Annotated in this window: 27 protein-coding genes; 21 read left to right on the plus strand and 6 right to left on the minus strand. The window is 50.3% G+C overall.

The genetic code is table 11. The features are described 5' to 3' along the window. A complete protein-coding gene (locus tag EUZ85_RS16960; protein WP_127970406.1) occupies positions 1-315 on the minus strand; it encodes a helix-turn-helix transcriptional regulator in 315 nt (104 codons plus the stop codon). Positions 316-475: 160 nt separating this feature from the next. Here EUZ85_RS16960 and EUZ85_RS31165 point away from each other — a divergent pair, with 160 nt between their 5' ends. The 21 genes from EUZ85_RS31165 to EUZ85_RS17060 all read left to right on the plus strand — a co-directional run bounded on the left by EUZ85_RS31165 (position 476) and on the right by EUZ85_RS17060 (position 14,738). After that, positions 476-724, plus strand: coding sequence for a hypothetical protein (locus tag EUZ85_RS31165; protein WP_164887272.1), 249 nt, complete (start codon positions 476-478; stop codon positions 722-724). After that, positions 655-1,035, plus strand: coding sequence for a methyltransferase domain-containing protein (locus tag EUZ85_RS16965; protein ID WP_164887273.1), 381 nt, complete (start codon positions 655-657; stop codon positions 1,033-1,035). The genes EUZ85_RS31165 and EUZ85_RS16965 overlap by 70 nt, the downstream gene beginning before the upstream one ends. A 671-nt stretch (positions 1,036-1,706) precedes the next feature. Continuing rightward, positions 1,707-2,990 carry an aerolysin family beta-barrel pore-forming toxin gene (locus EUZ85_RS16970; RefSeq protein ID WP_127970408.1) on the plus strand — a complete coding sequence of 428 codons (1,284 nt, stop codon included), beginning with the start codon at positions 1,707-1,709 and terminating at the stop codon, positions 2,988-2,990. A gap of 234 nt (positions 2,991-3,224) precedes the next feature. Further along, the gene (locus EUZ85_RS16975; protein WP_127970409.1) at positions 3,225-3,938 is read left to right on the plus strand and encodes a hypothetical protein; all 714 of its coding nucleotides are present in this window, start codon (positions 3,225-3,227) and stop codon (positions 3,936-3,938) included. Positions 3,939-4,027: 89 nt separating this feature from the next. Beyond that, on the plus strand, positions 4,028-4,486 hold the full coding sequence (locus EUZ85_RS16980; RefSeq protein ID WP_127970410.1) for an ATPase: 459 nt from the start codon (positions 4,028-4,030) through the stop codon (positions 4,484-4,486). A gap of 425 nt (positions 4,487-4,911) precedes the next feature. Beyond that, positions 4,912-5,250 (plus strand): hypothetical protein, encoded by a 339-nt coding sequence (locus EUZ85_RS16985; RefSeq protein WP_127970411.1) that lies wholly within the window; start codon positions 4,912-4,914, stop codon positions 5,248-5,250. 2 nt (positions 5,251-5,252) lie between these two features. Further along, complete coding sequence (locus tag EUZ85_RS16990) at positions 5,253-5,570, plus strand: hypothetical protein (RefSeq protein ID WP_127970412.1); 318 nt, start codon at positions 5,253-5,255, stop codon at positions 5,568-5,570. 46 nt (positions 5,571-5,616) lie between these two features. Further along, positions 5,617-6,177 (plus strand): hypothetical protein, encoded by a 561-nt coding sequence (locus EUZ85_RS16995; protein ID WP_127970413.1) that lies wholly within the window; start codon positions 5,617-5,619, stop codon positions 6,175-6,177. 56 nt (positions 6,178-6,233) lie between these two features. After that, complete coding sequence (locus tag EUZ85_RS17000; protein ID WP_127970414.1) at positions 6,234-6,578, plus strand: hypothetical protein; 345 nt, start codon at positions 6,234-6,236, stop codon at positions 6,576-6,578. Between the two features lie 318 nt (positions 6,579-6,896). After that, the gene (locus EUZ85_RS17005; protein ID WP_127970415.1) at positions 6,897-7,379 is read left to right on the plus strand and encodes a hypothetical protein; all 483 of its coding nucleotides are present in this window, start codon (positions 6,897-6,899) and stop codon (positions 7,377-7,379) included. 416 nt (positions 7,380-7,795) lie between these two features. Then, on the plus strand, positions 7,796-9,409 hold the full coding sequence (locus tag EUZ85_RS31685) for a hypothetical protein (protein WP_241567064.1): 1,614 nt from the start codon (positions 7,796-7,798) through the stop codon (positions 9,407-9,409). Beyond that, complete coding sequence (locus EUZ85_RS17015; RefSeq protein ID WP_127970416.1) at positions 9,375-10,118, plus strand: hypothetical protein; 744 nt, start codon at positions 9,375-9,377, stop codon at positions 10,116-10,118. The genes EUZ85_RS31685 and EUZ85_RS17015 overlap by 35 nt, the downstream gene beginning before the upstream one ends. Before the next feature lie 3 nt (positions 10,119-10,121). Then, a complete protein-coding gene (locus tag EUZ85_RS17020; protein ID WP_127970417.1) occupies positions 10,122-10,601 on the plus strand; it encodes an SMI1/KNR4 family protein in 480 nt (159 codons plus the stop codon). A gap of 52 nt (positions 10,602-10,653) precedes the next feature. Then, positions 10,654-11,025, plus strand: a complete 372-nt coding sequence (locus tag EUZ85_RS17025; protein WP_127970418.1) for a hypothetical protein — start codon at positions 10,654-10,656, stop codon at positions 11,023-11,025. Between the two features lie 26 nt (positions 11,026-11,051). Next, positions 11,052-11,318: a hypothetical protein gene (locus EUZ85_RS17030; RefSeq protein WP_127970419.1), complete on the plus strand. Its 267-nt coding sequence runs from the start codon at positions 11,052-11,054 to the stop codon at positions 11,316-11,318. 1 nt (position 11,319) lies between these two features. Beyond that, positions 11,320-11,715 (plus strand): hypothetical protein, encoded by a 396-nt coding sequence (locus EUZ85_RS17035; protein ID WP_127970420.1) that lies wholly within the window; start codon positions 11,320-11,322, stop codon positions 11,713-11,715. A 157-nt stretch (positions 11,716-11,872) separates the two neighbouring features. Then, positions 11,873-12,496 carry a hypothetical protein gene (locus tag EUZ85_RS17040; protein WP_127970421.1) on the plus strand — a complete coding sequence of 208 codons (624 nt, stop codon included), beginning with the start codon at positions 11,873-11,875 and terminating at the stop codon, positions 12,494-12,496. A 115-nt stretch (positions 12,497-12,611) separates the two neighbouring features. Continuing rightward, entirely contained in the window at positions 12,612-13,070 is a 459-nt protein-coding gene (locus EUZ85_RS17045) for a GNAT family N-acetyltransferase (protein ID WP_206618084.1), read from the plus strand. Positions 13,071-13,081: 11 nt separating this feature from the next. After that, positions 13,082-13,324 carry a hypothetical protein gene (locus EUZ85_RS17050; RefSeq protein ID WP_129498747.1) on the plus strand — a complete coding sequence of 81 codons (243 nt, stop codon included), beginning with the start codon at positions 13,082-13,084 and terminating at the stop codon, positions 13,322-13,324. A gap of 437 nt (positions 13,325-13,761) precedes the next feature. Beyond that, positions 13,762-14,130: an AHH domain-containing protein gene (locus EUZ85_RS32020; RefSeq protein WP_370454964.1), complete on the plus strand. Its 369-nt coding sequence runs from the start codon at positions 13,762-13,764 to the stop codon at positions 14,128-14,130. Beyond that, a complete protein-coding gene (locus EUZ85_RS17060; RefSeq protein WP_127970423.1) occupies positions 14,127-14,738 on the plus strand; it encodes a hypothetical protein in 612 nt (203 codons plus the stop codon). Before EUZ85_RS32020 ends, EUZ85_RS17060 begins: the two co-directional genes overlap by 4 nt. Before the next feature lie 198 nt (positions 14,739-14,936). Here the strand turns inward: EUZ85_RS17060 and gntR are convergent, their stop codons facing one another. From gntR to EUZ85_RS17085, 5 genes are all read right to left on the minus strand, one after another. Next, complete coding sequence (gene gntR, locus EUZ85_RS17065) at positions 14,937-15,932, minus strand: gluconate operon transcriptional repressor GntR (RefSeq protein ID WP_127970424.1); 996 nt, start codon at positions 15,930-15,932, stop codon at positions 14,937-14,939. A 17-nt stretch (positions 15,933-15,949) separates the two neighbouring features. Then, on the minus strand, positions 15,950-16,459 hold the full coding sequence (locus EUZ85_RS17070; protein ID WP_370454951.1) for a gluconokinase: 510 nt from the start codon (positions 16,457-16,459) through the stop codon (positions 15,950-15,952). A 74-nt stretch (positions 16,460-16,533) separates the two neighbouring features. Further along, positions 16,534-17,868 (minus strand): TRAP transporter large permease subunit, encoded by a 1,335-nt coding sequence (locus tag EUZ85_RS17075; protein ID WP_127970425.1) that lies wholly within the window; start codon positions 17,866-17,868, stop codon positions 16,534-16,536. Beyond that, on the minus strand, positions 17,861-18,445 hold the full coding sequence (locus EUZ85_RS17080) for a TRAP transporter small permease subunit (RefSeq protein ID WP_127970426.1): 585 nt from the start codon (positions 18,443-18,445) through the stop codon (positions 17,861-17,863). The genes EUZ85_RS17075 and EUZ85_RS17080 overlap by 8 nt, the downstream gene beginning before the upstream one ends. Before the next feature lie 85 nt (positions 18,446-18,530). Next, a complete protein-coding gene (locus tag EUZ85_RS17085) occupies positions 18,531-19,547 on the minus strand; it encodes a TRAP transporter substrate-binding protein (protein WP_127970427.1) in 1,017 nt (338 codons plus the stop codon). Positions 19,548-19,723: the final 176 nt, after the last annotated feature.

Genomic DNA, 19,723 nt, shown 5'->3' on the forward strand with positions numbered 1-19,723 from the left:
TTAACTATCTTTCGGCGAATAGCCGTAATACTTGCGAAAAGCTGCGCTGAAGTTCTCCGGGTGTCGATAGCCCACGGTGTAGGCGGTCCAGGCGACTTGCTTGCCCGCTTGCAACAGGGCTTTGGCGCGCTGCATTTTCAACTCCAGTAATTTCCTTCCCGGCGAGACGCCGAAATAGTGGCGAAATCCGGTTTTAAACCGATACTCGCTCATTCCCACCTGGGCGCTCAGAAAAGCGATGGACAACGGCTGGTCCATCGCGCTTTGCATAAGGTCCACTGCACGCTCCAGTTTGCGGATGTCTTCAGACTGCATGTCACAGGGGGCAGGGAAGCGCTGGCGTAGATGAATCAGACTGAATCCATCCTCCAGTCGATAATGCGCGCGCTCAGGTTGGGACCGACACGATCGCGCCAGTCAGGGACTGAGCAGGGCTCACCCTTTATCACAGTGATTGCTCCTAATGGCATAGGGGGTGGCGCGGCAGTACTTCGCCCCGGATGTTGAAGACAGTCTCGCCTCCGCCTGGGAATTTCGTTTTGACGTACTGAAAACCGCCGCCGACGCGATGACGCGAGACCTGCAGAGCGTAGAAGAGGCGCAGGAAAATACCACCCACGCTACCGACGCCGGATGGGCCGCAGCGCCGCAGGGATGGCGGACAGAATCGAAGTGCTGGAGGGCGATCTGGAGACAGACGCGTTCGGTGACGGCTACGCTTTGATTTGGTGTTCGTCCGTTCTGCATTTCATTCATGACCGAGTCGCCTTTCTCAAGAGAGTGAAAGACGCTCTGGCGCCGGGAGGCGTGTTTATCTGCGCTCACGGCGAGCGTTCCAACGACCCCGGCCGCAACTCAGAGCTGCTGCCTTTCTATCTGCCCATGCTTCTGCGAGGTTGTTTTGTCCCTGAACAGGGAGAAGTGAGGGCGTTGCTGGTTGAGGCGGGTTTCTCCGTCGTTCAATCCGCTGGGCGCCGCCACTTCGCTTTGGCGCCTGTTGAGGTCATGCTGGCGCGTAAGGAGCCGAGGGCTTGACGGATTTATAGGCTGCTGCAAAGGCGGCCTCTGTTTTTTCTTTTCTCTTCCTCTTTCTCTTTCTCTCTCTCTCTTTCTTTTTCTCCCTGATCCCCTCTCTGAATTTTTCTTCCGCTAAAGTGAAGTTTAGTCATTTCATCGTCGCCGCTTTCCTCGCGTTTTTATTGTTTGGATCAATAAATGAACGACTTGAGCTCAAGTTACATATTGAAACAAGTTATATATTGTTATGAAATGCTTTTCATGGCGCGTCAGATAACTCCGTGTGATTGATAATTTAAATTTTAATGTTTGTTCTATGGGTATGGTTGATGAACGTAATCTGTCTATCTGGACAAGTTTTATTGAACGTCGATTAATTAATTCTTATGAATATTCAATAAGTTAAATATTTCGAACTGTAATAGTTATCTTGTTGGTAAATTAGATGTGACTTAATTAGGTTTTTTGAATGTCAATAGGTATTAGACTAAAGGCTAATTTTCTGATTATTTTTTGATTGATTAACTGAATTCGCGTTTATTTGTTTGGATGGAAAGACTGCTGAAATTGACCATATGTATTAATCAAATAAACCACAGCATAGGCCTAATGATAGATATATAGAGTTGTTTTGGCGAGTCGTTCTCTAAATGAGTAAAAGGACGATAAATAAATATAAGGACCTACTTATGCATTACCTGTCGAAATCTTTTGTTCCCTCAGCGCTCGCAGCCAGCATCATATCACTGCTAGCGCCCGTCTCGACCGCTCAGGCGAATGACGATATACCGAAGTATCAAGATAAAGTATACGCCGCCCAGGATATCGCCTCCCTGAAGGATACTATCGTTCGCGACCCGGACTTCTATGTTCCTCTGACTTATCTGGCGCACTACCTGGGCTACGGCTGGTGCGGTGGAACCGCCTCTCAAAATGTGGGTGAAGATTTCAGTATTACCCGCAACGGCGACCAGCAATATACATTACAGGCTAATTATAATAGCAGTGATCCATACACTGACGGATACTGGGCGGATAAACGCTTAAAAATGTCGTTATCCGGACTTAAGTTTTATACCAACCCCGGCTCACTTAAATTGGGCGATCCCCAGGTCTATGACCGCGAGCCGTTAAAAACCATTACTGCGGTGGTATATAACCGTGGCAATACGGAAGATACCGCCGTCGCCACTTTACAATATGACGAAACGAAAAGTTGGTCGAAACAGGAAGATTATTCTTTCTCTGAATCCATAAGCATCAAAAATACATATGAATTTGATCTTAAGATATTCGGCGGAAGCACAGAAATTACAGCAGGCTTTACCGCCAATCAGGGGTGGAGCGAGTCCAACGGCAACAGTGAGACCGTCACTCAGTCCGCGCAGTATCGCGCGCTGATGCCGGCGAACTCGAAGCGCATCATCACTCTCACAGTATTCAAGCAGAAAGCCGATATTCCTTATGAGTCGGAAATGGTGCTGGGATACAACGTGGCGCTGGAGAACTTCCTGCGCTGGGGCGGTAACGCCAGAAACGACCACCCCACCGATCGTCCCTGGGAGAACTTTACCTTTGGCGGTCGCAACAATCTGAACGGCGCGGAAGATATCCTGGACCAGTACGCGCATCGCAGTATCCAGAACTACGGTCAGTGGGACTGGAACTGGATGCTGAATCAGTACGGCGCCGACAGCGTGAAGTGGGCGGTGGGCAATATCAGCAAGCGTCGTTTCATCGCGCCGCTGACGGGTAAATTCACCACGGTCGATGGCAGCCAGTTCAACATCGACGCCAGCGCGCCGATTTCTCTGGATAGTTCTGAAATGCAGATGGCGCAGCAGTCCACCCGCACCAAACGCAGCCTGGGCGGCAATCTGGAGATGGAAATCGTGCGCGTGGATGATTACAGCTACGACGACACTGTCACCAACCTTACCTTCACTTTGGATGATGGCTTGAAGTCCATGTAATTCAGGCGAGTTCGCACGCTGATTCTGATCAGCTCCCCCTTCGGCGCGTCACTGCTCGGTGGCGCGTCGTTTTCGTTTTACCACTTAAAAATTCTTACGCTCTTGAAATGATTCGCCCGGTCCAAGTGAAAGCGTGCTATTTTGGAGAGATCAGGGCTTCCTAAGAGTCCATAAACTAAATGGACGCGAATGATGAAGTACTTTTCGATCTGTCGTGGCGCGGCAAGTAGCTTAATGTTATTACTCTGCATTGTTGGCGGAGCCAGTGCTAAAGAAGGGCATCCCGCCAACTCTCATCCTCTACCGTATGGCGACAACTGGGAATGCGATCGCGGCTATCGCCAAAAAAATAAATCCTGCATCGCCGTCGAAGTTCCTGCACATGCTTACTTGAGTGCTTACGGCCGTTCCTGGGACTGCGACAGAGGGTTTCGCAAGGAAAGCGAAAGCTGCGTGGCGATTACTGTTCCAACCAATGGCTATTTGGACAAAAGCGCCTTTCAGGGCTGGCGCTGTGAGATCGGTTTTAGAAAGCAGGACGATCAGTGTGCTGCCGTGCTAGTGCCGACGAATGCGTACCCCACCTATGAGACCCATGGCAGAGGCTGGAAATGTGAACGCGGCTTCAGGGAAGTAGATAACGCTTGTCTGGCGGTAAAGGTTCCGGCGAATGGTCACCCTGTCTATGAACTGTATGGAAATGGCTGGGCCTGCCTGCGGGGCTTCAAGGAGGACGGTGATAGCTGTGTGGCGGTAAATATGCCCGCAAACGCTTTTCTGACGGAGAAAGGCGACGGTTGGGAATGCGCACGCGGCTATAAGGCGGATAGGGACGCATGTGCCCCCATTAAACTTCCCCAGCATGCCCATCTTGATAATTCCGGCAACGGTTGGGAGTGCAATAGCGGCTATCGTGAGAAAAGCGGTCGTTGCGATCAAAGCTGGTGATTTGAGTTTTTTATGACCGGAGACATTGAGATTTCTCTATTGGGTATTAGATTAATAATCTAAGAGAAATAGTCTGATAGGAGCTCTGAATGCATGCCGAGACATTAAGAAACGTTCTGCACTGGACCAAGGAATTTCATCAACAGCTTTCAAAATCCCTTTTGCAGTCCGCAGGGCTTCATGAGAATGAAGGGTCCCGTTTGCTGCTGGATTATCTGGCTCGGCACGAAACGCTGCTCTCCGACGTCATCGCCGGTTTCGAACAAACCGGCGAGTTAAAGGCGCTCAATACCTGGTGCTACGAATACCTTGAGATGCATCCCACGCACCCGCTTGCAGATGGGCGGATTCACTATGAGTCGCTGAACTCCCAACAGATCATTGAAACCGTCATGGAGAAGCATCAGCACATTATCGAGCTGTATCGCTATCTGCACGCCAAAGCGGCGACGCCTTCCACGCAGGAGCTTCTGGAGAACCTGATGAAGCTGGAAGAGCACGAGGCGATGTTGATGTCGCAAAACGGTAATCGCCTGGACGAAATGTGATGTAAACGAAGAGCGGCGCCTCTCTGCGTCACCCCAGGCCGCGCCGCTCATCTTCCGCACGCTCTCTTCGCTTAAAGACCTCTGAGATAACGCTTCCTGGTATTCCCCAGCACTCTATTAATCCGGCAGACAAATAGCTTCCTTCTATTTGTCTGCAACGACAGGGCCTGCACAGGTCAGGCCCTGTCTCCCGCGGCTTGTCGCCGCGCAGGCGCGTCCATGCGCCTGGTGATTAACATGCCAATATCATTGCCATGTTAATAATAGAGCGGTCTAAGCGTTAGTTTAGCCCTAATGTCCCCGGTGACAGGTCTGTTTCAATCGCCTTAGACTGAACAAAAAGAAGTCAATGATAAAGGCTGTACATCGATTTCCTTGAACTTTCGCCGCTTGCCTCAAAACATCGGACAAGGAGTGAAGGAACTATGCGATATACAGGCTTGGTATTGGCGCTGATTGTCTCAACCGTCGCGTGGTCGACGGAACCCTCCAAAGTGGAAGCCAATCGCGCTTATTCATTGTCCGCTCCCGCCAATCTTCGTGATTCGCCGCCCAGCACTTTTCTCTACATCCTCGGAGACAAAAAAGGCTCCGTGGCGAAAGACGACAGCGTCGTCGTTAAAGAGGTCAAAAAGATCAACACCCTGACCGGGACTCAGTATTGGATCAATGTTGAGCAGGCCCAGCCCGGAGTCGCCAACGACAAGAGCGGCTGGGTTTACATCGGCAAGGATGGCGGCGAATCCATTCTGATGGAGGAATGACAATGAACGAATTTACGCCTTTTATCAGCCAGATCTTCTTTTTGGGCGTCATTCCTTTCGCCGCTTATTTTCTCGGCGTCTATATCCGCAAAACCGTTTTTCCATCCCCGCAAAGCCCGGTTATGAAACACCAGTTTCTAGTGGCGATTCCTTTGAGCGTCATGGTGATCGCCCCGCTGATCGCGACTTTGGGACAGGCCATCAGCGACGCGGAAAGTATGTCCGTCTACCTGATCACCATCGGCGTGATCATTGAGCACGGCCTGTTCATGAACGAAGCCGTCTGTGAACGCTTCAAGGCCAAACTGCAACCTGCATAAGACGGCGCGTAAAACCTGCAAAAAATCCGAAGAAAAGGAGACAACAATGAACAAGGCATTGGCGACCTTCGTTTTGGCGCTGTTTTTAAGCGCTTGCTCAGGAATCACTCTGGTCAGTGATTATGACGAGGTTATTGATAAGGGCAGTATGGAGTTTTCCGAACAACTAAATACCCACGTGAAGAACATGGCGGACCTGGCGGGCACGCCGGAAGGCGCCTATGAGAATAACCGGCCCGCCTACAACGCACTGGAATCTAAGCTGGATGCGATGATCGCTCGCGCCTCCGCCGCATCGGAAGGCAAAGCCTGCAAGCTTGAGAAAAAGCTCTACAAGCGGGTGACCACTATGATGAACGAGAAAATTCCCACGGAAATCGCCCAAAGCGGTATGGAAGCAGACGGCAATGCGGACGGTTGTAATGAAAAACTGTTGTCGCTAGTGAAAGACCAACTGCTGTTCATTGAAGAAATTCATCGCGACGGCGACAAGTGCGGCCCCAAAGAACTGTCCTGCCTGAGACCCGCCACCGCCAAATCAGCGATGGCTATCGCCAATCAGTCAATTAACGCCGTATCTGTCGTCGAAAACGCGAAGAAAAACTGACACGTTGAGGAACGAAGCTTCGGAAGAGCTAACTCTTGCTAGAAAAGGAGACTGCTATGGAGATCAATGCGAACGATATCTACGAAAAAATTATCCAGGCGGCGGAAGCCTCCTTCAAAGAAGGCTGGCTGGCCGTAAAGTCATACGCTCCCGCCGAGTTCAAGAAAATGTCCGTACAACTGGCGGACGTGGCGCAGAACGTGGCGCTGTACCAGATCGACAAAAACCAGGGCTACTCGCCGAAGACCGGCAAGATACTGATCAAAATGCAAAGAACCTCCTGCGAATCAGTGCTGGTCGCCATTACCCAACTTACTTTGATAGCCGTCCAAAAAGCGCTGAACGCCATCATGAAAGTGCTGAAAGACGCTTTTGGCGGAGTGCTGGCGGCGGTGGTTTAGCTCATACCGTTTCACGATTTACTCCCCGCGTGCGTCAATATCTGCGGATAGGACGCGCCGGGTTGGTCTTCTGAAAACAGATAAAAAGTCACAAAACTGCCTCTCAGTATTTAACTGCCCGCCAAACCGCCTATCCATACACTCGTAATACATCCTGAAAGAGACCACCGCCACGCAGGTTGGGACATGCGTTAGCAGGCGCGGCGTCGGCTCTGTGAGATGGAACTCGGCGGGACGGCATGACGACACTTCTCTACGTACCCGTCTTTCTGCGTACTCGCCGAATAATATCGACCTCCATGGATATAGGGGTTCTTTATGAAAACAACACTCATTTCTCTCGCCATGGGCGCGGCGATTACCGTTGCATCGTCCGCCAGTTACGCAGACGTGGAAGGCTCCACCTCCTATCTGAATCATGTGATCACCGCCAACGGGGCGGCGCACTATTTGCCGATAAACCTGTCGTTCTATGCGAGCACAACCGGCACAAGAGCGATTTTCTTCAATGGCGAGTGCGCAGTGCAGTCCAACGACAACTTCACCTGGTATGACGTCAATATCGAAGTCACCAGCCCCAGCGGCGTAGTGACCATAATCGCGCCATCCAACAGCGACAACGCCTTCTGCACCGGAAAAGGCAATGGCGTACTCGGCAACTGGTCCAGCAACGAAACCCACGGAACCTACTACGCCTCCGCAGTCGGCTGGTACCGCGTGCGCGTGCAGGGACAACTGATCGGATACGGCGCAGGGGAGAGCGTCGATATGGACGACATGTCTTTGATCGTGATGGATTGATCAGGGCGGTTGTGCAAACAAGCCTAAAAGGTCGTGGTGAAAACGGCAGATCTAATCCCCTGAGATGAGCAACGCCGACCTGCCTAAATAAGTTCGCCGCTCACGCTGGTCGTAGTGCGTGGGCGGCGGTTTCCAGTCTTCAGTCTTCTTCCGGCGACCTATCATTCGGTCGATTCCCTCGTTAAGTATCTCTCTGTAAAAGAGGGATCAGAGGCCAGTGCTATTAGCTGAGTTCGACTTATTCTGTCCTCCCAAGCCTGCTTGTAATCCCAATGTCCTAGAGGTTGCGGACTATTCAGAGTGACGCCCTCTGAAAGTAAAATGTTCTTGCATTGTAATAGATTGTATCTTGTCGCGATTGTCCTGCTATATCGCTGCTATGACTGGATATTTTGCATAACTAGGGATGTTTCTTCATGTATTCCACTCGTCGGTACGAGTTCAAACATTGGACAGATTTAACCATTGTTGACTTGTCTTTTGTTGAGTCTCCATTCTTTGCCGCCAGCTACGCTGAACGCTGTTTGAACAATGAGATGAAGGTCAGCGAAATTGTCGGTAACCTCTCAGGTCCCCATTTTCGCTCTGCTTTCGGCGCCTTTCCCGGGAGAGGGACGCCGTACTTTCGGAAATGGAAGGAAGACTTTGTCAGACTGGTTGAACGTGGCGACATTCTTCTGGTGTTTAAAGACGGTAAAAAACCATTTAGCCCGATCGTAAGGGAAGAAGACGAGGGCGTCTTCCCTACAAACTCAGATCCCGTATTAGCGGAAAGACTGATAGCGCGGGCGAATCCTGAACCTCCGCCGCCGCCAATGTTAAACGGACTACTAAAAGACATTCCCTCATTGAACGGTAACTTGTGGTGGGAAAGTGTTCCAGTAGAGCGCCGCAATTACCTTCCCCCGCCTTCCAAAAGATCTGAAACGTCTGAGATCGCTCAAGAAGAGCCTGAAGTGGCGACAAGTCTGACCGAGGTCGAGCGTGAGGAGGTCTACAGAGATTTCTGGGAGGCCAAAAAACAAGGAGACGCCTCCGCTATCCTGGCAATGGAAGAAAAGTTTGGGGATGAGTTTTACAGCTCACTCGAAACAGGCGGGGGTGGTCCTTTCGGGAAGTACTATGCTATACCGAAGGAGCGAGCGGAGCTGATGCTGGAAGGGCTGCGTGTCATTGAACGGGGAAGCCCCATTGACGATGTAAGAGCATTCGACAATAAGATCAGAGACATCCGTAAGAATCTGATCAACGCCAGTTCAGACCCAATCGCCGCCAGACGCAGCATCGAAGTCAGCTCACTGGAAGGACTAAGCGAACGCGTAGCATTAGAAGACGTCGGCTCATTTGTCACCGAAATTCCACCCAGATTGGGAGAGCTGGAAGAGATCTATGCTGGGGCCATTACTGCAGTGGTTGGGCATCCGGCGCTTAGTGGAGCAACGCAGGTCGTTTCGAAAGAAGGTCTTCCGATTAGTGCTGGCACCGACTCGGATATTGGCTTACCAAGAGACTTTTATAAGAGATTGCCAAGAAATACAAAGTTGCCATTAGCAAATCAGCTTGATAATAAAATTAATCCACAAATATCCTGTGGATCCACATGCGGCTCTTTAGCACTAAATAAAAATGGTATAACTACAATTACGCCTGATGATCTGAGTAGGCTGCTTGCTCTTGACTTTACAGATAAAGGTGTTACCGCTAGAGATCTGGCGAAGGTTATGCGTCAGTCTAATGGCGACGCTTCTGTTGTACCTATCAGGCGACCGTCTGCTGCTGTAGACGCTTTGATAAAGCATACGTCACAAGGTAATCCAGCAATTGTTCGAGTTGAGGCAAATAACGGTGGGCACTTTATAATTGTTGATGAAGTTTTGACATTGAAAGATGGTCAACAACTAGTGGTTATCAGGAACCCTTCTGGTCCCAAAAGGGGAGGTGTGAGCCAAAATCAGTCATATGCTTTAGAGCGGTCGGACTTTGAGGATATTTACGGTGGAAGCTTTATTACAACAAAGCCGAGGGATTAAAAATATTATGAATTTTGGCGAAGTGTTAAATGAAATTGATCTTTTAGAAAAGAAAAAATTAACCATATCAGGAATAGTTTTTGCGAATAAAAGATCATTTTTTTTATGTGATTCGGAAGATTTTTCAACAGCTAATAAAATCACAATAAATGATGCTAATGTCTACGAAATATTGTCAGAGTACATTGAGCCCAGAACTGGCGGCGAATGGGAGTATGTCGATCATTGTGAAGTCAGCGGAACCCTTCTGATATATGATGGGAAAGCGACGTTATCTGACATAAAACACATGACGCTAAAAACAAAATGGATTAGCTATGATCTCTACTTTGATGGTCGCAAGAGAGATCCGGAAACTGATGTATCAGAGGCGATACGCCGATTAATGGTTGAGAAAGGAGGAAAAACATGGATAAGCGGCTATCTTGTTGACGTAAAGGAGGGTGTTTTTCTGTCAGATAGAATTGACGCCAATATTAATGATGCTGACGTTATTAAAATCACTCAACCGGATATTCACGAGGTGGTTGAGAATAACTTTAACCCGACGGTTGACTGGCCTGAAATTCGTGAGAAGGTGATGGTTCTGGCGGAACTTGCTGTGTCAGGTGGTACTGTTGACGTCACTAATATTGAATGCTTTAAGGTTGATTACGGGGCGCTGGTTATAACCTTCGATGGGAAAGGTGAATACACGTGGGGGGAGTAATCGTTGTCATTTTTTGAAGATGCTTACCAGGAACTGCTTGCTGACGGTATTATTTCTGGAACAAATATTGGTTGTTCTGGCTCTGAAATCGCCGCGATTGAACACAAGTACAGCATAACCTTGCCTCAGTCCTACAAAGAATTTCTGGGACGGTATGGGCGCTCCTGTGAAGCGCTTGACGATAATGAGTTCAATTATCAGTATGAGCATGTCAAAGGCATGACTGAACTCCTGATAAAAGATCGTCAGAGATTGCTTATTGAAGAAGATGAACTGGCTGATCCCTTTCCTGAAAATATATTTTTCATAATGGAACGGTATGGGGATGAGTTTAATTTCATTATCGCCAATAACGAGGCTGACTCTCCTGTGTACTATTACAATTACCCATTGGATACCTTCAAAAAAGTTTTTGACTCCGTAGGCGACTGGTTTAAGGCCCACGCAGCAGATATGAATAGCTTTAAAGAGCAAGGCTTGTAGCCTCTGCGTTGATGGCTGGCCGAATGCTGTGGTGAATAAGGGGGAGACGTGAATGAGTGTTCAGACGAAAGATAAGACGAGGATTCAGGGCGTGTTGGCGGTTCTGGGCTCCAGGACTCTTCGGCCCTTTTTGATTGAGGGCGGCGATGATGTGATTGAGTATCTGGAATCTACAATTGATGCGGAATTTGAAAAACATATCTCAGCAGTCAAACAAAGTTTCATTAAAATCTCCGACGATAATTTCATCCGGAAACTAGAAAATACAGTTTTTCCTCTCTGTGGGAACTGCTATTCATATATAAATAAAGCCGTCCTGGAAGGAAGTTTTAGTTATGACGAGGACTATGGAGGAGTCTTCGGTAATATAGTTTATGCCCAAATCTTTAATGACGAAGGTGAAAGCGTGGAGTTTCAGTTATAGGCTTTTAGTTGGCGGGAGTGGTTGATATGGCTCTATCTTTTTCTCATGATATTGACTTGTACAATCAAGGGATATTAACCATTTATATACTGAACGCCTCTGTTATCAGGCGGCTGGCGCTTGAAGGATGTCAAGAAGACTATGATCGTGTTCCCTCTTGGTTAAGGGATGAAATAAATAGAGATATAGAGAAATTCCACAAGACTGGAGTGTGGATGATCGTCTCAAATGAGGGTGTTGAAAATTTTGAAGTGATTGCAGAGAAATTCTCGACTAAATTTTGGAGTTGTTAGCATGGCTAACATTGATGAAGTTGTTATCAAACTGAAGGATAAAGAAAAGTTTTGCGTCGAGTATTATCAGCCTGAATGGATTTTGGCTGATGCGGTAGTAGTTGAATTGAGTCAGTTTGATGTCTCGGAATACAATATTTTTGATATTTTCTCCAGAGACGTGATTGAGAATTACATCCTTGCCCCAGCTGAACCATTTTTGAGTGTTAAAGAGGGTAGTGTTAAAGTTGAGAGCTTTATTAAAGTCAGTGGGGCAGAGCTTAAAAAAGTCGATCATTCAAGCTTGGCTCCCTTGTATCAAAAATTGATTCACGAGTGGGAGAAGGCAGGTTGGATAACGATCATTAAAGATGCGGATAGCAATAATTCTCTAACCATATGCATTAATGAAAAATAAGACGAATACACCTTTTATTTGAACTCTGTGAACTGGTCAATCCAAAAATGGACAGATGGAAGTGGGTGAAGAGTTTGAAGTCGAGCCATACGATGGCTTTATGGCTTTTGTAGGAGGTGATGAGCATGGTTATGACGATATCGTCGGATAAAGTAGAATGTCAGTATTAGCTTCAGAAATTAAAACTAATAAACTCCGTTACATTGACACGTTTCAAACCGTCAAAGGGTGTTTTTCAGGGCCGCCATTTAGTCTAGATAACACTGTAAAACTTAATGTGGAGAGTTTCGAAGATTCTTTTTTTGATTTCTTGTCTGTTTCGGTCGGAGGAAGGTCTCTCCTGAACTATAATGTTGAGCTGTACGGTAAGGTTGCAGAGGACAGAGACGGATTATATATAGATGAAGTTAGTTACATTAAGTTTTATGTGAGAGCTGGAGTCGCTGTTTTTATATATTCACCAGATAATATTCGCTCGCTTAAATCAGTTTTAAATGACTTTGAAAGTGATAGTGTGATTTGCGGTGACATAAGTTTGGATGGGGAAGATCTGTGCTTTCGTGCAGTAGATGGGGGTAAAGTGAGCTTTGATGAAAACCCTCGTCGTTTTCTGGAAAAATTCCTTAAACGTAGAGACTTTTTTGACAAGACAGTGACACTCATTGCTGATGTAGAGTCAGAAGAACATGATGGCGTGCGCCACATCACGGATATTCATAAAGCCAAAGCTGTTGTGGGAAATGCAGTGTTTGAATGGAATGAAGAAGCCATTCACGCCTGATTCAGGGCAGGCAGGCTCCTTGGTCTATTTCTATAAGTAGCTTGTTTTATTGGAATTTTTTGGATGAGCTTCAGATTATAAAGGACTATCAATGATAAATATGCGACTCGCTTCAATGGATGATTTCGACGATATGTGGAATATCTTCCAGTCTGTCATCGAAACCGGTGATGCGCTTCCATTTGGCGAAAGCTTTGACCGGGAAGCATTTCATCAGAACTGGTTTGCTTCAAAACCGGCATATGTCGCAACAAATGAGTTAGGCGTTATCGGTATGTATAGTATGGGAGCGAACTATCCTGACCTGGGTGCTCATATTTCAAGCGCTACTTATCTTGTGCGCCCAGATGCTCAAGGAAAGGGAGTCGGGCGGGCGTTGGTTCGCCATAGTCTTGAAAGGGCGCGTTCAGAAGGCTTTTCCGCCATGCAGTTTAACTATGTGGTCAGCACCAATGTCGCCGCGGTTGAGCTGTATAAGTCGTTAGGGTTTTTCATTGCAGGCACTTTGCCAAAAGCGTTCAAGCACAAGCGACTTGGGCTTGTCGATGCTTATGTCATGTATTGCTTTCTGTAAGAGAAAAGGATGTGGCGCGCATTGCGCCTATCCGGTTCAAGAATCACTCCGACCCAATTGATCCGACTCGGCGCATAACCATCAAACACACTGACCAGCTGCACCCGAATGTGTTCGTCAGTCGCACAAGCTGCAGCCGAGACAAACCCAGCCATGGTCCAGAGCTACAGGGTGCTGCAAACGCGAAGTATGAAATGTTCCTGCCTGGGGACCATCGTCAACACAACCATGGCGCCAACCAGACGTATCCGTGAGAGTGGAGTAGTTTGCCTATTTTAGGATGATTTTCATACGAGGGATGAGACCTAATGGATTGTTAATGGAGGGGTATGACGATATGTCTTTAACTTTTTAAGGAGCAGACGTTCCTCTCATCAGGCTGGTTGAGTGTTTTATTAATCCCGATGACCTATTTACGATCTTAGCCAGCCATACATAATCTTTAGTTAGTTCAATCAATTACACATGGACGAAGTGCATGATTCCCTTCATTACTCCCTACCAGACTCGCGTCGAGCGTCTCCTTATTGACTTTGCTATCAAAGACAAGCCTTCGACAGCGGATTTCCAGCGTTTAAAGACGTTGGGACCGCTGTATGACCGCTTGGATAAATTCCGTATCGAAGCACGAGGCATGTCTATCAACCAATTGGAGACAGAGGCGCATAAGCCGCGTAGGCTTGCTCAGAATATGAGGCGGGCTGGAGAGCCTCGTCCATCGTCGAGATGCGATTGTCACGCAATAGTATCCGGAGCGCATGCAGAGGCTATTCTTGTGAGAGGTGTGCTCGCTTGGCTAGGAATGCGTATTGATGACCCTCATAACGGATGCTGGTTACCACGGGATTGGGAGGATCGGCAGCACATGCCAAACCACCTGCGAAATGCTGTGCCCCACTGCCGCATTCATCACGGAAGATACTACGATTGGTTAAACCAAGTCATAAACGCTGATATGATCACCTCCATAGATGAGCTCATCCAGGCCCTTCGTATGGTGCGCGTTATGTTGGAAAGTGGAAATGTTCCGCCAAACATAATGCCAAGAACAGGACGATGAAAGTGTTATATACCTTAATCCACGACACGAATAAGTATTTGCGCCCTGCGTTTGACTCATCGCAGATCATTGAGGTTCTAGGCGAGACAACACACGAGAACATTAAGTATCGAATTGATATCCGGGTGGCGCCAATCTCTTTCAAAAGGGTAATTGAAACCCCACTTAGAATGTCCTTTCCAAAAGACGGTAAAGAGCAGAAAAGTTGCGACATTCCGGATGTCGCCGTTATGCAAGGAAGACTTTTCCTCAGCGCCAAAGCATACGGTGTGCTTAGCCCAGTGATCGGGCAAGACGGGGAGTTTCTTCCCGCTACCTACGAGCTAGGCGAGGGATACATTTTCATACCTATGCGGGTTGCAGATGATGTAGATGCAGTTGACACAGAGCACTGCACAAAGAACGACTGGGGCTATTTCAGCCATCTTTCGTTCCACGAGGCTCGTTTGGAAGGATGGTCAGTATTTAGAACGAAACTTAACGGATATCAGTCGTTGTACTGTCAGGACTACGTAAAGAAAGCGATCGAAGACGCTCGCCTTAGTGGACTGTACATAACGTCAGATTTAGCCAATATATATCCTGAAGAGCAGGCGACACAGAACTGAACGCGAAGTATTTAGGTTCCAGCTTGGTCGTGTTATTGACTGATGGAATTTGTCCCTGCGTTTTAAATTAGACTGCCTTCCCAGTCGAAAAAGCCACATACGATAAAAACATAGAGACTCAACAATACTGGTTAGAGGTAGTCACTGAACGTGCGGCTGTAATTTCGTTCAAGTTACTTCGAGGGGCGATTAACGCCCCTAAATCGTCCCTCCAAGAGAAATCACATACCCGAGATCCATCATGGGTTCAAAGTCTGTTTGGCCGTCCAGGCGGGCGAGGAGGGCTTCGGCGGCGAGGGCGCCCATTTCGTGACGAGGGGTGAGCACGCTGGCCAGTTGCGGGGTCATCACCTGACCGACATCGTGGCCATGGAAGCCGGCGATGGCCATTTCCTGGGGGACTTTGATGCCGCGCCGCAGGCATTCGAAGTAAGCGCCGATGGCGACGTCGTCATTGGTGCAGAAGATGGCGTCGGTTTCCGGCATTTCATCCAGAATGCGGGTCATCAAATGCGCTCCCACACTAAAAGACGAGCGTGCGGCGTATTGCATAGTGCGCGGCTCCAGCCCTGCGTCGCGCATGGCCTGTTGATAGCCTTCCTGACGCTGCAGCGTGCGCGTGTCCAGTCGCACGGAGAGATACGCGGTGCGACGATAACCCCGTTGAATCAGGGTGCGGGTCATATCGTAAGCGGCCTGCACGTTATCAAAGCCAATGGCCTGATCCAGCGCAGGACTGCGGGTGTCCATAATCTCCACCGTTGGCGTTCCGGCGGTTCTGATCATTTGCAGGGCGCGCTCAGTATGGCGACTCTCTGACATGATCAATCCATCCACGTTATAGGCGAGCAAGTTAGCGAGGTTCTGCTCCTCCAGTTCCGGGCTATAGCCGTAGTGAGTGAACATCAAGTGATAACCGCGGCTCTCCGTCACCTGTTCAATGCCCCGGATCACATCGGAAAACACCTGATTGGTGAGGGACGGGATCAACACGCCGATGGCGTGGCTGCGGGACTTGGACAAAATATCCGGCGCACGGTTGGGGATGTAACCCAGTTCCCGCACCGCCGTCTGGATTTTGTGGCGCAGGGGCTCGGAAACCAGCTCTGGCTGTCGCAGGCAACGACTTACCGTCATTTTGGTGGCGCCGACCTGATCGGCGATGTCCTGTAGCGTCGGTCTTCTTTTTTTCACTGCGTTCCCTTTGAATCTTAAGCGGGATGGCTCGCGGACGAGCCAACATAGTCCAGCGCCTGTAAACAAGCCGTCAGCACCTCTTCGGCAGACTGTCGGATATCGATAACGATAGCTTCACCGTCAGCAGGCTCCTCCAGCGTGGCGAACTGACTCAACAGCATATCCGGCCCTTTGAAATAATGGTCGCGACGCTGGCTCAGGCGTTGCAGGATCGTATCAAAATCCCCTTGTAAATAAACATACTGCAAATCGGGCGCGCCTGCGCGAAGAAGGGCGCGATACTCCGACTTCAAGGCGGAACAGGCTAACACCAGACTGGGCTCATGCTGGATCAGAGCTGACAGGTCCGCCAGCCATTGCGCCCGGTCAGCGTCAGTGAGGGGCTCGCTGCGGGACATTTTCTCCACATTGGCGGCGCAGTGAAAATCGTCTGCGTCGAAGAACGGCAAATCCAGGCGTTGCGCCAGGGCGGCTCCGATGCGACTTTTGCCGCAGCCGGAGACGCCCATCACGATAATTTTCAAATCGTTTTTTCTCTTTTTTAAGCGGGCTTCGTGTGTTTCTGTGCGGGGTTCCACTATGCGGGTCTTCCTGTCCATTACGCCCACCATAACGCCAGTTGCGGGAACGCGATCAGCAGCGCCAGAGCGATCAACTGCAATCCGATAAAGGGCAGCAGGGAGATAAATATCTCGCCCAGGGAAATATCTTTCGGCGCGACGGATTTGAGGTAAAACGCGGCGGGCCCGAATGGCGGCGACAGGAACGACACCTGCATATTCATGCAGAACACCACGCCGAACCAGACAGGGTTGTAGCCCAGCTCCACCACGATGGGCACGAATATCGGCATGGTCAGCAAAGCCACGCCCACCCAGTCGAGGAACATGCCGAGCACCAGCAGGATGGCCATCATCAGCAGAATGGTGGTGAGGCCGTCGCTGCCGCTGAAGGACAGAATGGTCTCGCGCACAAAATCGATACCGCCCATCAGGTTGTAGACGCCCACCAGGGCGGTGGCGCCAATGCCGATCCAGATGATCATGCCGCAACTACGTAAGGTGGTGACGCAGCTTTGTTTCAGCATGGTTCTGTTCAGTTCGCCGCGAATCAACGCGCTGATGGCGATGCCGACGACACCCAGCGCGGACGCCTCAGTAATCGACGCGACACCGGTATAGATGCTGCCCAGCACCACGGCGACCGTGAGGATGGGAAACACCAGCGCTTTCGCCAGATTGGGCGCGCCCGCCTGCGGCTCAAGATCAGGCGTGCTATCGGCGTTATCCGAAGGCAATGGCGCCCAGTGAGGACGCATCCTGGCGGCGATGAGCACATACGCAATATACAGCGCCGCCAGGATCAACGCCGGCGCAAAGGCGCCTTTGAACAGGTCGCCGATGGATACATTCGCGGTCAATCCATAAATGATCAGGACAATACTGGGCGGCAGCATGGTGCCCAACGCGCCGCCGGCGCAGGTGACGCCGATGGCCAGACGACGGTGATAGCGCAGACGCAACATTTGCGGCAGCGCCAGCAGGCCCAGCAGGACGGTTTCACCGCCGATGACGCCGGACATGGAAGCGAGGATGACCGCAACAAGCAGAGTCTGCACCGCCACGCCGCCGCGCACCTTGCGGCCAAGTCGATTCATGGCGTCGAACAGGTCCCGGGCGATGCCCGAATGATCGAGCAGGGCGGCCATTAACACGAACATGGGCACCGCCAGAAAAACGTAACTGCCGACAAAGCTGTACATACGGCTGCTGACCAGAGGCAGCGCCTGAGGGCCGAACCAGCCCAGGGCGAAGGTCAGCGCCACCAGCCCGGTGGCGAAGGCGAGTTGCATGCCGGTGAGCAGCAGAACGATCAACATAAACAGCATCAACAGACTGCCATAGGCGATGCCGATAGAAGATAAGTCAAACATCCCCGGACGACTCCTTGGCGGACGAATTGTGAGTGGCGAACAGGCGTCTGATATCGCGAATCAGGTGCAGGATCATTTGCACCGCCAACACGCAAAACGCGACGAATATCAGGCCTTTCAGATAGGCGGGAAAATGCGGGTTCCAGGCGGAGCCGGAGGATTCCAGTCGCAGATCGCCCCAGGGTGCGAACCAGGCCTTTTGCGCCATGAACCAGGAACCGTAGATCATCATGCCGCAGAAGCTTAGCCCCAGCAGATGATGCAGCAGCTTCAGCCAGGCGCGCACTTTGGGACCGACGGCGTCATAGATCACCACCACCCGCACATGCTGGTCATTGGCGAAGGCGTAAAGACCGCCGATGACAAACAGCGCCGCGCCGATAAAGGTGGCGGTTTCGTGCACCCAGATAGTGGGCGAATCGAACACGTAACGCATGGCCACTTCATAGAAGGAAATTACTACGACCAGAATAAACAGCAGACTGAGTTGGCGACCCACCCAGTTGATGCAGCGGTCGAGCGGATTGGCGGGAGCGGGAGTTTTCGCATCCTCCAGCTCTTGCATCAGATCGGACATAACAGCGGCTCCTGAATCAGGGCGACGCCGGTCATTTAAGCCGGGTCCGCCCGTACCAACAGTTAGGAAATTTGACGCCTGTGAGCTACAGCAGCCCTTGTTGTTTCAGATAGGTAGTTACGGACTCGTAGACCTTCTTGGCGTTGGGAGATTGCTTGGCGAATTCCTCCCACTGACTGCGGGCGATTTCGCGGAATTTCATGCGCTCTTCCGCCGGCCAGTCGTGAATGGTGATTTTGGGATTGGCGCGAGCGGTTTTGACCGCTTCGATATCCGCCATGCGCAGCTGAGTGCTGATGTCATGAGCGAAATCCCTGGCCGAGGTGGTGAGAATTTCCTGGATATCCGCCGGCAGTTTGTCCCATTGCTTCATCCCCATAGCGATTTCCAGCAAGGGCAGGGAGTGGAAACCGGGATATACAGGGTGCGGCGCCACGTCATTCATGCCCGCCTCCTGATTGGTGGAGAACACGGTGTAGTCCGCCGCGTCGATGACGCCTTTGCTCAGGGCGGTGAATACCTCAGAGCTGGGCAGGTTGACCGGCGCGGCTCCGGCGGCGGCGAATACCGACTGCACCAGGCCTTCCGGCGCCCGCAGTTTTAGCCCTTTCAGGTCCGCCACGCCGTTCAATGGCTTCTTGGAGACGAAGGCCTCCAGCCCGGTGGCGCCGCCTCCGACGAATTTGACGCCGTAGGGTTTGTACAGCTCGTTCATGAGCTGGTAGCCGCCGCCGTAGTTGATATAAGTGATCAACTGATCCGGCGACGACCAGGCGCCCACGGTATTGCCGATCAGACCAAATGCAGGGTCTTTACCGGAGAAGTAACCGGTGACGGAAATATGTCCGTCGAGCACGCCCATGCCCATGGCGTCCAAGGTTTCCGTGTGGCTCACCACGCTGCCCACTGGCAGTAATTCGATGTGCAGGCGGCCGCCGCTCATACGCTCAACGCGCTCGGCCCATTCCTGCTGCACTTTGAAATTCTTCACCCCGGAAGGGTCGGAGGATTGAAACTTGAAATTGAAATCCGCTGCGCCAGCGGTTCCGAAGGACAGAGCAGTCGCCAAAGCGCCCGCTGCGAGAGAGGTCGATAACTTCATATGATCGCTCCAATTCTTATTTTTAACGGAGTATCGCCGCCGCTAGTTGAAGGCGGCATCAGGGTTAACGCAATTCATGCTAGGCGTGTTACCGGTAACATTCTAATAAATTTGTTACCGGTAACTTTTGAAGGTTAATAACTAATAACTATCAAAATAACGACTGCGGGCGGACG

The organism is Hahella sp. KA22 (assembly GCF_004135205.1).
In the GTDB taxonomy this organism is placed as follows: Bacteria; Pseudomonadota; Gammaproteobacteria; order Pseudomonadales; family Oleiphilaceae; genus Hahella.

Coding starts and splice junctions, on each gene's coding strand:
- EUZ85_RS17085 (WP_127970427.1), bottom strand. CDS start 19,547: ATGAAGTTATCGACCTCTCTCGCAGCGGGCGCTTTGGCGACTGCTCTG.
- EUZ85_RS17000 (WP_127970414.1), top strand. CDS start 6,234: ATGGAGATCAATGCGAACGATATCTACGAAAAAATTATCCAGGCGGCG.
- EUZ85_RS16980 (WP_127970410.1), top strand. CDS start 4,028: ATGCATGCCGAGACATTAAGAAACGTTCTGCACTGGACCAAGGAATTT.
- EUZ85_RS16970 (WP_127970408.1), top strand. CDS start 1,707: ATGCATTACCTGTCGAAATCTTTTGTTCCCTCAGCGCTCGCAGCCAGC.
- EUZ85_RS16995 (WP_127970413.1), top strand. CDS start 5,617: ATGAACAAGGCATTGGCGACCTTCGTTTTGGCGCTGTTTTTAAGCGCT.
- EUZ85_RS16975 (WP_127970409.1), top strand. CDS start 3,225: ATGTTATTACTCTGCATTGTTGGCGGAGCCAGTGCTAAAGAAGGGCAT.
- EUZ85_RS16965 (WP_164887273.1), top strand. CDS start 655: ATGGCGGACAGAATCGAAGTGCTGGAGGGCGATCTGGAGACAGACGCG.
- EUZ85_RS16985 (WP_127970411.1), top strand. CDS start 4,912: ATGCGATATACAGGCTTGGTATTGGCGCTGATTGTCTCAACCGTCGCG.
- EUZ85_RS32020 (WP_370454964.1), top strand. CDS start 13,762: ATGAGGCGGGCTGGAGAGCCTCGTCCATCGTCGAGATGCGATTGTCAC.
- EUZ85_RS31685 (WP_241567064.1), top strand. CDS start 7,796: ATGTATTCCACTCGTCGGTACGAGTTCAAACATTGGACAGATTTAACC.
- EUZ85_RS17025 (WP_127970418.1), top strand. CDS start 10,654: ATGAGTGTTCAGACGAAAGATAAGACGAGGATTCAGGGCGTGTTGGCG.
- EUZ85_RS17040 (WP_127970421.1), top strand. CDS start 11,873: ATGTCAGTATTAGCTTCAGAAATTAAAACTAATAAACTCCGTTACATT.
- EUZ85_RS17080 (WP_127970426.1), bottom strand. CDS start 18,445: ATGTCCGATCTGATGCAAGAGCTGGAGGATGCGAAAACTCCCGCTCCC.
- EUZ85_RS17045 (WP_206618084.1), top strand. CDS start 12,612: ATGGATGATTTCGACGATATGTGGAATATCTTCCAGTCTGTCATCGAA.
- EUZ85_RS16990 (WP_127970412.1), top strand. CDS start 5,253: ATGAACGAATTTACGCCTTTTATCAGCCAGATCTTCTTTTTGGGCGTC.
- EUZ85_RS17005 (WP_127970415.1), top strand. CDS start 6,897: ATGAAAACAACACTCATTTCTCTCGCCATGGGCGCGGCGATTACCGTT.
- EUZ85_RS17030 (WP_127970419.1), top strand. CDS start 11,052: ATGGCTCTATCTTTTTCTCATGATATTGACTTGTACAATCAAGGGATA.
- EUZ85_RS16960 (WP_127970406.1), bottom strand. CDS start 315: ATGCAGTCTGAAGACATCCGCAAACTGGAGCGTGCAGTGGACCTTATG.
- EUZ85_RS17060 (WP_127970423.1), top strand. CDS start 14,127: ATGAAAGTGTTATATACCTTAATCCACGACACGAATAAGTATTTGCGC.
- EUZ85_RS17075 (WP_127970425.1), bottom strand. CDS start 17,868: ATGTTTGACTTATCTTCTATCGGCATCGCCTATGGCAGTCTGTTGATG.
- EUZ85_RS17035 (WP_127970420.1), top strand. CDS start 11,320: ATGGCTAACATTGATGAAGTTGTTATCAAACTGAAGGATAAAGAAAAG.